This window comes from Sporotomaculum syntrophicum (assembly GCF_009932395.1).
GTDB lineage: Bacteria > Bacillota > Desulfotomaculia > Desulfotomaculales > Desulfallaceae > Sporotomaculum > Sporotomaculum syntrophicum.
In genome coordinates, this window is record NZ_LSRS01000001.1 from 64,779 (window position 1) to 79,635 (window position 14,857).

General features: G+C 35.4%; 10 protein-coding genes and 1 CRISPR repeat array. All 10 genes read right to left on the reverse strand.

What is annotated here, in order from left to right:
• Positions 1-23: 23 nt before the first annotated feature.
• Positions 24-1,211 (reverse strand): Coenzyme F420 hydrogenase/dehydrogenase, beta subunit C-terminal domain, encoded by a 1,188-nt coding sequence (locus SPSYN_RS00400; protein ID WP_161820532.1) that lies wholly within the window; start codon positions 1,209-1,211, stop codon positions 24-26.
• Complete coding sequence (locus SPSYN_RS00405; RefSeq protein ID WP_202623693.1) at positions 1,208-2,731, reverse strand: lipopolysaccharide biosynthesis protein; 1,524 nt, start codon at positions 2,729-2,731, stop codon at positions 1,208-1,210. The genes SPSYN_RS00400 and SPSYN_RS00405 overlap by 4 nt, the downstream gene beginning before the upstream one ends.
• Entirely contained in the window at positions 2,728-3,810 is a 1,083-nt protein-coding gene (locus SPSYN_RS00410) for a polysaccharide pyruvyl transferase family protein (protein WP_161820533.1), read from the reverse strand. The genes SPSYN_RS00405 and SPSYN_RS00410 overlap by 4 nt, the downstream gene beginning before the upstream one ends.
• Positions 3,811-3,968: 158 nt before the next feature.
• Positions 3,969-5,138, reverse strand: coding sequence for a glycosyltransferase family 4 protein (locus SPSYN_RS00415; RefSeq protein ID WP_161820534.1), 1,170 nt, complete (start codon positions 5,136-5,138; stop codon positions 3,969-3,971).
• Between the two features lie 122 nt (positions 5,139-5,260).
• Positions 5,261-6,420 (reverse strand): IS3 family transposase gene (locus tag SPSYN_RS00420; protein ID WP_161820535.1). Its coding sequence is split into 2 segments (ribosomal slippage): positions 5,261-6,162 and positions 6,162-6,420, totalling 1,161 coding nucleotides; the frame shifts between segments, so codons are not numbered across the junction.
• A 34-nt stretch (positions 6,421-6,454) separates the two neighbouring features.
• On the reverse strand, positions 6,455-7,783 hold the full coding sequence (locus SPSYN_RS00425) for an O-antigen ligase family protein (protein WP_161820536.1): 1,329 nt from the start codon (positions 7,781-7,783) through the stop codon (positions 6,455-6,457).
• Entirely contained in the window at positions 7,770-8,981 is a 1,212-nt protein-coding gene (locus SPSYN_RS00430) for a glycosyltransferase (RefSeq protein ID WP_161820537.1), read from the reverse strand. The genes SPSYN_RS00425 and SPSYN_RS00430 overlap by 14 nt, the downstream gene beginning before the upstream one ends.
• A gap of 2 nt (positions 8,982-8,983) precedes the next feature.
• Entirely contained in the window at positions 8,984-10,291 is a 1,308-nt protein-coding gene (locus tag SPSYN_RS00435; protein ID WP_161820538.1) for a glycosyltransferase, read from the reverse strand.
• Between the two features lie 145 nt (positions 10,292-10,436).
• Complete coding sequence (locus tag SPSYN_RS00440; protein ID WP_161820539.1) at positions 10,437-10,739, reverse strand: hypothetical protein; 303 nt, start codon at positions 10,737-10,739, stop codon at positions 10,437-10,439.
• Positions 10,740-10,914: 175 nt separating this feature from the next.
• A complete protein-coding gene (locus SPSYN_RS00445) occupies positions 10,915-11,961 on the reverse strand; it encodes an ATP-grasp domain-containing protein (protein WP_161820540.1) in 1,047 nt (348 codons plus the stop codon).
• Positions 11,962-12,064: 103 nt separating this feature from the next.
• A CRISPR array of direct repeats spans positions 12,065-14,762; the repeat unit is 29 nt; unit sequence GTTTTATCTGAACGTAGTGGGATTTAAAG.
• Positions 14,763-14,857 lie beyond the last annotated feature (95 nt).

A 14,857-nucleotide genomic window follows, 5' to 3' on the forward strand; every position in this document is an offset into this window, starting at 1 on the left:
TTCTCCTTTATTTTTCCCGGGTCTCAACCTCGCCCAAGCACTCTTTTTACAACGTGCAATAAGCCTATTTTTTTAATTACCTTAACCACAGTTTTCTTCAACCGGGGTACAAGCCCATACCCCGCATATTTCTTTAATACATACTCGAAACCTTTGTTCTTATAATCCTGCCAAAATTTATTGCGTCGCGGTGATGGCTGAGACGGTGTATGTAAATTGTGTTGTAGGCAATCCGTCGTATTACTTTTCCGATAACATAAATTCTTGCTAATCCGTTGAAATAATTCCTGTCCCTTTGAGGAATTAATTAATAATAATGATACTCCAATATTATCATCAAAATCGGGCATGCTCTTTTCAATTCCCCAGAAATCCCCAAACGTAATATCAGATGGCCTGGAGAAATTGCAAAACTTGCAGTTGTGGCAAGCAGGTCTTAAGGCCACATGAGAATAAAATAAAGCCTTATAGCTTTGGGATAATAGCGATGTGCTATCTTCTTTGCCGTTAGCATAGACAGCTTTCTCCGTATGCGAATGCCATCCATTACCCTTAAAGCGGCAGTAGTATTCCTTAATACTACTCCTATTTTTATGTCCACAATAACGAATAAATTTCTCAAATATTAATGGGCTTGGTGTCCCATGACAGACAATATCACATAAAATTAATTTTTCGTAGTTCTTATTCAAATAAGAACGCAACCCGGCATTCTGACATGGTGTACCAGTAAACAAAACGGTTCTTTCTTTTTTTAGTTCCTTCTTTATGTCCTCAAATACCCCGATCAGATTACTCTGAACATACTTAGAGCCCCTGAATTTATTCCGCTCTTCTGCAGTTTCTGCTTTTTGATGACGAACTACAAATTTCTCATCAAAAGCAGCACCGTATACAACGCCATCAATATCTAATATATAATCAGAAATAGCGGTAAACATCCCTCCAGAAGAACTATTCATTCTTACATTATCATCTTTATGTTTGGCTGCATAAACTAGCGGTTGGTCATAATTACCACTAGTTTTGTAGGTGTCACTAAAAGGACAAACCTGTTTACATAAATCACATTCGATACACAATTCATGATTAATGCTAGGATATAAAAAGCCCTCCTCATCTGGGATCATCGTAATCGCCTTTTTCGGGCAGATACTCATACAGGCAGTACAGCCACAGCATTCTTCTTTTCGTTCATATAATAACATCATGTTACACTTCTCTTTCTAGTAAGACTCTTGAACCTACCCATAACATTCATAAATACACGCCTATCTAAAAGATAATTCACAATAACAACAACCAAAAGTGCATAAATCGCAGTAATAACTGCCCAGCCTGTCCACTCCAAAAAGTTATGACAGTCAATATGAATAAACTGGACAAAAGGCCAGCATGTTAGGCCAAAACAAATAAATACCCTTAACATTCTATAAAAGGAAGTCCTAACTTTGAGTTTGGTTAGTTTATGGGGAATATAAAACAACAAATCAATATCTCTATATATATTTGATAGGATAGAGCCTATCAATATACCTGCTAATCCCAAGAATTGGACAAAGATCACACTGCCGACTACTGCAATTAAGCCCTGAATCGTAACCTGTAATCTGGTTTCTCTAAATAGCCCGGCTGAAATTACTAACATGCCCTGGGGAGTTTTTAAACTGAAAAGCAACCCATTTAAGGTAAATAGAAATCCAATAAGGGGTATATTATAGTTAACATCGTTTATACCGGCAGTATATAATTTAATAAAAGGCATGATTAAGACCATTGTGCAGGAAAAGGCCCAACTTATCAAAGCATAGAACATTAGTTCAAACTCTTGATAAGCCTTCTGCAAAATAGACTGCTCGTTACGAGCGATAACATCGCCAAAGGATGCAGACAAGCCACTGGTAAAAATGCTAACTATACCTGATACACCAGCTACAACCATGTGAAAAATGGAGTAAACACTTACCATTTGTAATGAAGTAAAAATAGTAGCAATAATAACTGGTGCTCCTGTATGTATTGCTCCCAGAATCTGCAGATATAAGGCATCCCAGCGTTTATTTAAAGCTTCATTATTTGGAGTTTCCTTATAATCGATATATTTGTAATTGAGCCGGACATATATGTAGAGAATAAGGGAGCGGGCAAATACAGAAAATAAGGCAACAAATCTTAAAATTACAATACTAGCTCCACTGTAAGCCATTACAGCTATAATTACAGTATTAAGAACGATGGCAACGATGGAAGCCAGGGATAGTACATACAGTTTCTGATCCGCAGTCAGCAGTACTCTATACTTTGCCATCGTGAAAAACTCTAAAGCCCCGGAAACACCCAAGATGAGGACCAATGCCCCAACGCTGAAGGGAGAAAGCTCTGTAGTTTTTACAAATGCGGGATAAATTAATGCTAGACCCAATGTTAGTGCTACAAATATGTATCCGGATAATATATAAAACCTGTTAGTAGCTGAAAGCACTGCATTAATGCTTTTATGGTCTTCATCTGCCAGCGGTTTATAAAGCGCATATACTGCTGCTCCCGCAAGACCTGCTTCAACCAGGTTAAAATATGCAATAAATTGAGTAATAGATGTTACCAGTCCATTGATTTCAGAGCCGTAAAAAGCTAAAATGATTCGTGGTACTATAAAACCAGCTATGAATGTAAAAATCTGTAAAAGTGCGGCAGTCAATGAATTATATATGAAGCTTTTAGTCCTACTCACTTTTCCTGAATCCTTTTTAGATAATCTAGAGACCGTTGTCTCTCCAGAGCAAGTTTTTTATTAACTGCTGTATAATTAACAACTTCTATACTAATATCATCTGGATTTATGATTAACCTATTATTCAATCCTAATAAACCTAAGATATTGGTTATTCTAGTAGAATTTAATACGGAAAATGAAAAAAATCTTTTTTGAAACAAGATTGAAAAAGCAGTACCGTGAAAAGAAGTTGTTAAAACGAACTCTGCGTTTTTTATTAATCCCAAAAAATCCCTTGGGCCAGCATTTCTTATATAAATGTCGCCATATACCTTTTCCCTTGAATTAGTTGTAATAACTATCACATCATAGCCTGTTATCTGTTTCAGTTTCATTAAAGAATCATTTAACAGCTTACTATACAATAATGGATAACATAATATATATTTTCTATCGGTATCGTATTCAATAGCTATTTCTTCCCATTCTTCCTTTGTTAATAAGAAAACTGGGTCTACATGTACTTCACTTTCTATACAATAATTACTTTTTATAAATTCCGATGCTTCTGCTTCACGAACCGAAACTCTATCAAAATTCTTTATCAATTCACCAAATAACATTTTTTTTTCCATATCCAAATCATAAATCCCCATACTGGCGGCATAAGACATTCTTTTTATATGGCTTTCCCCGAATTTCAAAAAGAAAACATCTCTAATTCGATTTGATATGTTCCAGATTTGATCACTGCCCGCCAGGTATACATCTGCTTTTGGCGGATATGTTTTCAATTCTTCGAAAGAATCATATGGTTTAGTTAATACTAAATCCTCATTTATAAACTTTTCAAATTTGTTGAACATAGTTTTTTTATCTTTATATCGCAATAATGTTAACAAATTTTTATATATTCTAGCGATATTTTCCCTTTTGAATTCCATCTTTATTTTTGAAAACATACTTACTTTATCTACTCTATGATCAATAATTTCATTCTCATATCCTAATGATAGTAAAGTTTTTTGCAACGCATATGCCTGTAAAACTGCCCCATAATTATGCGCCCCATGAAAAGTAACTGTTTTTATTTTCATAACTAACTCCTTTTGTAGATAGATTATGTTCATACCAACAATTAGGCCCTCAAACTTAAAAAATGATGACTAAAACAATAAATACTAAACTTCACAGAAAACATCTTAGACACAATTGTTTTAAAATATAGTTAGAACAACGAGTGATTAGAAAAAGATCATTTTCCGTACCAGTCATTTTTAAGCAATTCTGTTCTACTGCAAGGCCCATCAGAATAAGTATCACATATGTTATTCTTCATTAATGTCTCTGATAGTATCAACAGCCTCTCAGCAGCTATTTTAGCATTCCAAGTCTCACTCATTGTTTGATATGCATTTAAACCTAATCTGCTCTGCAAGTCACGATCATCCATTAGTCGTTTCACTTGACAAACTAAACTGTCCAAATCCCCATTCTTATAAATCAACCCATTTTCGTTATGCTTTATAAGAAACGGTACCGATCCAATTGCATGACTAGCTACCACTGCGCAAGCACTATTCATGGATTCATTAAGCACTGCTCCCCACCCTTCATTAAAATCACTAGTAAAAAGATAAATATTTGCACATTCCATATGTTTTCTTACCTGTTCCGGTGCCATAGCACCAAGAAAAACAACACAGTCTTGAAGACCATATCTTACGCAGAGTTCCTTCATCTCATCTTCCAATGGTCCATTTCCGATAAAAGTTAGGTTAAATGAATAGCCCTCTTCTTTTAATTTCTTGGCCACCATAATCGACAATTCAGGGTGTTTCCAGTCTATAAACCTGCCACACCATAATAGTTTAGTGGAATAATTATGTTTTTTTCTCATTAATTCATCAACATCATACTTAATTACCTTAGGAAAATATCCCCATTTATAGGTTTTTCCCAGATATGTTCTAACCAGAGCAAAATCACTAGACGTATATGCACTCGCACACAGCATATATACGTTCTTATTTATGTAGCGGGTATGGTTAAATAATAGATTCCTCATCGTCCTTGGAGAAAGAATACGCCATCTACCTTTTTTGAATAATCTTTCAGAATATCTGAATGTTAGCTTATTGCTTAATAACCTCTCCTTGATAAACACATCTGGAGCCGATCCTATAATAACTACATCGCTATCTATTCCTAATTTTAGTGCCTTATTATAGTTCTCTATATCCTTATATGAACAAATACAGAAGTCATATTGTTCATTTATATCATGGTAGCCCATAGCAATTCTCTCCTGATGCGTCGGCTCAGTTGCAACAAACTTGTATGTATTTCCGAGCAGCTTACTCATTTCAATGCAAAAAGGTAATTGATGATGATTTAAAAAATTTGAATAAAATGTGATTTTCATAAGCAGTTCCTCGCTAATGTATTTTTCCAATGTCTGGGGTTTTCCCGATAAAACAGACAGTCCAGAGTTAGGTTTTCTTACTAAATCATAGTTTTGCTCAAAATCTCATAATTCTAGCTTTTTTAAGCCGCCTTTTGCTCTAAATAGCCTTTTCTAAATGTAGCTGGTGAAAGGTATCCCAGCGCTTGGTGTCTTCTTTTACGGTTGTAAAATACTTCTATATACCAAAAGATGTCCCAGCGGGCCTCCTCCCGTGTCATATAACGTTTATGGTAAAGCATCTCGCATTTTATAGTACTGAAGAACGTTTCCGCACAGGCATTATCATAGCAGTTACCTTTCCGGCTCATACTGCAGATCATTCCGTGTTTCTTAAGGGTTGCCTGGTATTCTCTACTGCAATATTGCACGCCTCGATCAGAGTGGTGAATGATTCCCTTGGGTGGTTTATGCCGCCTCACAGCATTTTCCAGGGCTTTAATACAAAGTTCTGTTCTCATGTTACTATCCGTTGCCCAGCCTACTATTTCCTTGGTGAATATATCTTTTATCATAGCTAGATACAGCCAGCCTTCATAGGTGTATATGTAGCTGATATCCGTTACCCATACGGCATTCGGTTTATCCGTCTTAAAGTTCTGATTTAAAAGATTTTCCGTTACTGGTAGTTTATGATTAGAATTCGTTGTTACTTTAAATTTCTTTTTGCGTTTGGCATATAACTTGTTTTTCCGTTGGATTTCGTAGAGTCTCTTACGGCTACAGTTGGGAAACTTCTCTCTTACATCAGCAAGGAGTTTATCCAAACCACACATACCATGGCATTCTTTATAGCTCTTCCGGGCAATTTTAAGTATTTCTTGGTTCTCAAGCTTACGTTTGCTTGGGAGCCGGTCTTTCCAATCATAATAGCCGCTCCGCGATACTTCGAGGACCTGGCACATCTTCTCAACCGGGAATACGGAGCTATGTTCCTTGATAAATTTATAGGTTACTTCCGGTTGCTTGTCGCGAAGATGGCCGCAGCTTTTTTTAATATTGCTACCGACTCCTCTAAGTCAGTATTTCTACGCTTTTCAGCTCTTAATTCAGCCTCCAGCTCCATTATCCTTGCTTTATCAGGAGATTGTCTCTTTTTATCTTCTCCTAACCAATTTCTCAGAGTCTGTGGATTTATTCCCAGATCCTTTGCCACACTTGCGACTGATCTGCCGTTTTCTTTAACTAATCTGGTTGCATCTGCCCTGAATTCAGTATCATAACGTTTTCCATTGTTCCCCATTTATTAATCCCTCCACAGTTGTTATTTTACCTAACTACTGTGTGTCCGACAAATCGGGTATAGGCCAATCGGCTTTCGTATTCCTTTTAGCCGAAAACAATGCACACATAAAAAGTGTAAACAAACTTAAAAAGATAAATGAATCAGAGTGTATGCCTGATAGGAAAGAATATCCTAAAAGCAAGGAGATAAATGGGCAAAATCCTATTTTATTAAATTTATTAATTCCTGTTAAATCCTTCAAGACAAACACAAACGAAATATAAAGCAAAATTGTAGAAATAATCCCCAAAATACCAAATGCAACAAATATATCGATTATTGTATTATGAGGTACAAACATTATTATCCCCTGCTCCCATATCCTTGTAGAGCTACCCAAGCCAAATAAAAAGGTTTTATAATTAGAAGATATAATTAATAGATATTGAGCCCATATTTCAATTCTACCGCCTCCCGATTCATCTTCTATAAAACGATTAAATATTGTCATGAAATAATCATTCAACAATCCACTTGTAAAAATAATTAACAAAATAACAATAAAAACAATCCATCCTTTTTGTTTCATATTGAAAGTCTTACGCGAAAATAATAAATATAAAATTAATAAGATATTAATGCTCAATGCAATGACAAATCCTCTAGATAACGAAAGCAATCCACCTATTAGTATTAACATTGCTAAAAATATGCTAGGAGTTATTTTCTTAGTAAATCTTCCAACAATGCTCAATATTACTACCGAAAATGCTGTAGCCATAATAACCCCATAGTAATTAGGGTCATTATTAACGCCAGCAAAGCGAATATCTTGAATATTAGTTTGATTTATCAACTGGAAAATAATACCGCAGGTTAAAGCGCTTAAAGTTCCTGCCAAAAAATAATTTTTAAGTTTGATAAAAAAACTAAATAATTGACTCTTATATAAAATACAAAGAGAAAAAAACAGCATGATATCAATAGAATAACGAATCAATGGTAAAAGTTGAGATAAATTCTGATTTATAATCATTGATATAAATACTGTAGCCCAATATAATAATAAGTATTGAATAACTTTGCTATTAATCTTAAGCTTAGATGCTAAAACAATTCTAAGTAAAAACGCTACCGTAAAAAACCCGATAACTGTCATACTTGAGCCACCTGATAATTTAAACATTCGTATATTAGGAATATAGAAAAATATTAATGAAAATAAACTGACATCATCCGCAAACAACAAAGGGATAAACACAAAAATACACCCTATTAGCATAAATAATGTGGTATCGTTTAGCCATCCAATTAAAAACAAGACGGTACTTGCACCGGCACAAAAAATGCAACTATTCTGAACTATCCTAGATTTTTTCATCTTTCAACCTGCCATATATCTCTAAATAATCCTGAAACCTTTTATCTCTATCATAGAGATCCTGGGCTCTGGCAACACAATTTATCGTGTAATCTACCTTTCCTATCCTTGAAAATAACATTATTGCTGAAAAGAGAGATTCTATACTTCTTTGATCCACGACTAGACCCGTCCTCTTATCAATGGTTTCCACACTGCCCCCAGTATTAAAGGTAATCACAGGAGTCCCGCATGCAAGTGCTTCTAAATTGGTGGTTGGGAAATTATCTTCTAAGGTTGGATTTATAAAAACATCTGCTGCTGAATAAATTTCAGCAAGTTCCTGTACATTATTCGTTCGTGTTATACCTATAATATTTCGAGGCATTTCCTGCTTCTGCTTCCCGGTAACTCCCACCACTATAATTTGATAATTCTCACTCAAATGCTCACTCAATTGATGAAAAAATGTTAGCCCTTTTCTCTTACTCCAACCACTGGCAACTCCTAAAACAATGAATTTATTTTCTAAATTGTGTTTATTCCTAAAATTACTATCACATGGCTTAAATACATTTAAGTCAATTCCATTGTTAATAACCCGAACGGGATATTCTTTTAAAAATGATTGTTTAACCAAATTACTTAGCCATTCAGACGGAGTAATCAGTGTCATATTATCGATCGAAGTAAAAAGTTTTTTCTTCTCTCTGAAAGATTCTTGTGAGCGGTCAAAAAACCAGCTGACTGGGTATTGTCTTTTTTGTGGACAAGAGTAGCACTCATTTTTCCACCGTTCGCAGCCTACATAATCAAAATGCGTACAGTGTCCAGTAAAACTCCAGCAGTCATGCAATGTCCAAACAATAGGTTTTTTAATTTCCTTTAAATAGTTAAACAATAATTTAACATTCAGATAATGTCCATGAATATTATGTAAGTGGATAATATCAGGGCTTATCGTTTCAATCCAATTAACTAATTGTTTAGTGGCATACCTGTTATAAAACCCATGCTTACCAAAGAACCGTGTCTTCAAAATATTATATTTAAGATATAATTCACTTTCCATCTTGTAAGAATTGGGCTCGTTAGATTTACCATACCCATATGCTACGTAGCTATCATGCCCATTTTTTCTTAAAGTGTCTGCAATGTCTGTAACAATTCTTCCGGTGCTACCAACGCCACAGACAGAGTTAATCTGTAAAACATTCATAATTAATGAACCCTTCCCAATTCAGCTAAGTCTTCATATAAACCTTTTTGAATTTTATTTATCTGGTGATTACGTTTCCCACATTTCCATGCTTTTTGTGCGTATTCCTCAAGAATATAGGGACTATTAATTATCCTCTGTAATTGAATCATAATCTCATTTTCATCAGTAGCTACCAAAGCCGCATCATTTTTAATCAAATAATCAATACTGGCAGCTTCTTTCCAACCAATTGCAAGCACGCACCTTCCACTGTGTAAACAATCAACTATTTTTGTAGAAAATGATAATCTTGTTAAGGCTCGTTCTCTTTCATCAAAAGACTCTACATGTAGTACAATATCAGCATCATTCAAAACTTTCGACACTTGTGTCGCGGGAACCTTACCCATAAAACATGATGCGCCTTTTAAAACCATGGTGCGCTCTGCTTCGGTTGACGGTTGATATTGTGAATAAATAAGCAGTTCAAATCTTGGTTTGTCTGTGTTTATCTTTTTTATGGCACGCGCCAGCATTCCTAATGTCTTCCATCTTCCGTATAGAGTGGATCCCACATAAACTATACGTATTAATTCCCTTGTATTATCTCTTTTATATACAGGTTGTACGCTAAAATCAGCACCCTTAAATAATATCTTCATTTCCTTTTGTAGCTCTAAGGAATACTCTTCCTGCTGTTTAGGAGATATACAGTAATTCAAATCAGCTCTCTTAGCACTTTGGGCAACAGTACGGGCGCGCAACCTTCTATTCATTCTTGATAAGAGGGAACCTCCTAATCCCTTAACCGTTAAATAATCGTCAGCATGAAATAAAACAACCTTTGCATTAGTTTTCTCCTGTACATACCAAAGAATTTTGTGCATATATAATGATGAGAAACATGGTGCAAAAATAATATCTGGAGAAAATTCTGCAATAAACTGATCTAATTGATAATTTTGCCATCTACCAAATTTCCACAATAATTCCTGCCCCCATTGGGCTAACACGAATGAGTTTTTCCGAAAAAAGCTGTATAGTCGCTCTTCATTTTCTTGATCTTTGTTCTCAACCTCGATACTATTATTGTTGGCATCTAACTTAAATACTTTTCCAGGTGTATAGTGGCGATTGATAATACTCCTAATCAATTCTTTCTCAAAAACGGAATAATACTGATGGCATACATTATTATAAGGCGGAGCAGCTCTACAATATAAATGCGCAATATTTTGGCTATCCACCCCAGACCAGAAATTCGTCATAGTGTTTCCTAAGCTGTTTGTATTATCCCAAGCACTGCGGGTTAAAATAAGTATTTTCATTTAGTTACCCCTATTTAAAATAAAGAAGTTCCCTTAGTTCCCTAGTAACAAGGGGGGTATCCCCCAATTCTTTTCAAAATAAAAATATTCTATTTCTATTATAGTAATGCTTATTACCGGTGTACGGTCTACAATTGATAAACATCTATTGTCTGTCAACATTATTCTTTATCATCCTAAACTTCCCACTTATCTCCCTAGGGATCTCATCAACATGCTCAATAATAATTTTCGTACTGGTACCAAACTTATGAATAAATTCATCCCTTAACAATTCGTCATATTCGGGGTTATACAGTTTCTTGTCCACTTCTAGCTTAATAATAATCTCGTCCATTTTCTCTTGGATTGCCTGAGCTCTAATTAATGCATTCGGCATGTTTTTAAAAAGGTTGGATACATTGCCTGCATTAATTTTTGCACCGTCAGCTGTATATAAAAAGTCCAACCTTCTACCCTGAATCTCAAGTACAATTGGTATCTGTAGTTTACTAGTACAATTAGCCTTTACACTGCAAATTTCATACAGTTACATATTCTGTATCTAATATGTATCGTTCAGTATGTGGTCAAGTCTATAACTAAAGCCACATCAATATCTTCTTCGAAACAGTTAAATGTTCTCACATTTTAATTAAATTTTCTATTACTTCATATGGAGCATTTAGTGGTTCATCATGCCAGACATAAGATCTGTCCCAATATCCCCCAGCTTGTAAAAGCGCAGTATGCGAAAATCCATAACTAATCTCAACAATTTTACCCATTCCTGTATGCTTATCTACCACATAGTCGTAGCCCATACATTGAAAACCTAATTTATCACTTGTTTCAAACGCTGATTCGAGTATGTCTCTAGATACTAATGATTTGTCAAAAAATAAATCTCCACCTCCTGAGGCCCTGAAATCACCTTTTCTTACATTTCTTGCGATGAAACTTAATTTATCTCCAATTACCACAATCTTTAAATCAAAACCATCATTTGGTATGTATTCTTGAAAATACACATAACCATGTTCACGAGGAAACATTTTTGCTCTTGATAAAGTTTGTAGGAAATCAGGTATACGTTTCATACGATTTTTCATCGTATTCCAATTGCCGGAAGATTTAATATTGGATTTTGTTTTAAACAATACACTGGGACTTGGCTTATAGCCTCGTCTAAACATTTGTTTTACATACCTTTTAGCTTGACTATAATTGCTTATAAGGTGTACATTGTTTGCTCCAGAACCACACCTTAGCTTTGCTATAAGCGGAAAATCAGCTTCTGTTTGCAACCAATTATTACATTCATTTTCTAAATAAAACATCCATGCATTTGGAACTGGAGCATTTATTGATTTTAATAAATATGTTTCCGCGATTTTATCATCAAAATGCCACGAAGTATTTAAATCAGGGAATACTAATAAACCTAAATTTTTTGCGATATTTAATATACTTCTTGCAAATAACATATCCTGCAACACATAATTAGAAAAATGCCAAACTAAGCAATCATACTTTTTTAACTCTGCAATTATATTTGGTTGATAACAATCAACAATACCATAATTCAAATGATTGTTTTTACAATATTCAATCCATGAGCTTGTCCATAGTGTAGAATGTGAAAAAATATTATCGTTTTCATGAATTGCAATTCGTAAACTACTTTTCATTTCTAATTCCCCTTATCCATACAAAGTAAATAATTATATCCCAACTTTTCTTTGTCTCATTTCTAATATTTTATTAATCTCCTCCATATAGCTATCAATTACTGTTTTATCTGAACGTAGTGGGATTTAAAGTGTATTCATCCAAACGCGCTAATGCGTCCATGATAAGTTTTATCTGAACGTAGTGGGATTTAAAGTGAAAAGCTTTGTAATCCTCCCGGCTAAATAAGTCCAGTTTTATCTGAACGTAGTGGGATTTAAAGATAGTTATTGCCGGCGCTTAAACCGGATAAATTAACGTTTTATCTGAACGTAGTGGGATTTAAAGACCCTTATCATTTGATTTTTGTTGTCGATTACGCTAGTTTTATCTGAACGTAGTGGGATTTAAAGGCAGCATGTGCTCGTGCCTTGCTAGGGTTTCACCTTGTTTTATCTGAACGTAGTGGGATTTAAAGACAGTCGGCCGCCGTAGTCTATCTTATATAGCCAGTGTTTTATCTGAACGTAGTGGGATTTAAAGATGTTATATTGGTGGCTGATGGGGACAAATTGCCCGGTTTTATCTGAACGTAGTGGGATTTAAAGAATAATACCTTTGTCAACATGTCAACAACGGTGTCAAGTTTTATCTGAACGTAGTGGGATTTAAAGCAATCATCTAAAGCTAGTCTTAGGGAATGAAGTTCTTGTTTTATCTGAACGTAGTGGGATTTAAAGTAGTGGAGGACAGGCTATTACAAGCACTGGCCATCGTTTTATCTGAACGTAGTGGGATTTAAAGATCCCTGGGGCGCTCCAAGCCCTTGAACAAGTCATCGTTTTATCTGAACGTAGTGGGATTTAAAGGCGTTTAATCAGGAATTATGAAAATGACTTTAAGGAGTTTTATCTGAACGTAGTGGGATTTAAAGCTACTACTAAGATCATCCCGTAGACAAAGACCGCCACGTTTTATCTGAACGTAGTGGGATTTAAAGCAATACAGAGCACCGTTGAACAGCAGATTGAGCAGGGTTTTATCTGAACGTAGTGGGATTTAAAGTTTGACAACCGTTTGATGATCAGTGACCGGAGAATTGTTTTATCTGAACGTAGTGGGATTTAAAGAAATTTAAAACTAGAAAGTCTTTCTTCTTTGTAAAGGTTTTATCTGAACGTAGTGGGATTTAAAGGAAGTTCAGATAAAATTAACAGTCAGGATAATGTAAGTTTTATCTGAACGTAGTGGGATTTAAAGAGGGGAAAGCCATTGGCAAACTGGTTGCGAAACATGTTTTATCTGAACGTAGTGGGATTTAAAGCAATGATGGGATTCTTAAAGCCGAATTCCTGAATAGTTTTATCTGAACGTAGTGGGATTTAAAGATGTTACGGTAAAAACATCGTCGCCCACAATCTCAAGTTTTATCTGAACGTAGTGGGATTTAAAGATAGCTGCGGCCATAGCAGCAATAACGCTGATAGTCGTTTTATCTGAACGTAGTGGGATTTAAAGAGGTCAAAGAAGTGGAAGCTCTGGATGCTCAGTTCGGTTTTATCTGAACGTAGTGGGATTTAAAGCAACCTCCCTCTTTGTTTTTTCTTAGCTATTTATAGTTTTATCTGAACGTAGTGGGATTTAAAGCTGGATCCTAAGTCCAGTGAATTGAAAGAACGCAACGTTTTATCTGAACGTAGTGGGATTTAAAGTTACTTATTCCCGCCTTTCTCTTTTAATACCTCTACGTTTTATCTGAACGTAGTGGGATTTAAAGTCACAAGCAACAATATTACCAGCCGCGTACTTTTCCGGTTTTATCTGAACGTAGTGGGATTTAAAGCGGTCTACCCTCCAAAATATATCAGTACATTCCACGTTTTATCTGAACGTAGTGGGATTTAAAGTAAACAACCTGGTCTTTATTGCCTCCCTCGATAATCCGGTTTTATCTGAACGTAGTGGGATTTAAAGAGAGTTTGATTTTGATGATATGCTAGAGTTTTTTATTGTTTTATCTGAACGTAGTGGGATTTAAAGACGAGTATATTGCGCTGGAATTTTGGTGGCCGGTCGTTTTATCTGAACGTAGTGGGATTTAAAGAAAACAAAAACTCCTAGCCGAATCGGTCGAGAATATGGTTTTATCTGAACGTAGTGGGATTTAAAGACGCTTTGTCAAGCTCGATTTCAACCGTACGATAGGTTTTATCTGAACGTAGTGGGATTTAAAGATTTGCGCGTTGTCACTTTTAAGCACTCTTTAGATTGTTTTATCTGAACGTAGTGGGATTTAAAGCAATATCGTCACAAATGAATATAAAGCAGTTGGCAAGTTTTATCTGAACGTAGTGGGATTTAAAGAGTAATTGACTTTGTTGCAAGTTCAATATCTTGTTGGTTTTATCTGAACGTAGTGGGATTTAAAGTGTAATCAAGCCTCCTTTATTTCACCGCAAAACGTCGTTTTATCTGAACGTAGTGGGATTTAAAGGTAGTAATTACGCCGTTCCCAATTTGATAACAATTTGTTTTATCTGAACGTAGTGGGATTTAAAGATGGCAGTGCCCATAACACCAGCTACCGCCGCAATTGGTTTTATCTGAACGTAGTGGGATTTAAAGATACCACTTTTGGCTAAGTTAATTAATGATGGTTTGCGTTTTATCTGAACGTAGTGGGATTTAAAGATATCATCTTCGGTGTATGTCTGGCTAACTAGGGTGTTTTATCTGAACGTAGTGGGATTTAAAGAGGAAAAGGCAATCAAAGAGTGTAAAGAGGCCGCAGCGTTTTATCTGAACGTAGTGGGATTTAAAGNNNGGCCTGCTATACAAGCTGCTTTAAATCCCACTACGTTCAGATAAAACAGCGGCTAACGAAACGGCAAAAGTGGGACAAGTTGTCTTTAAATC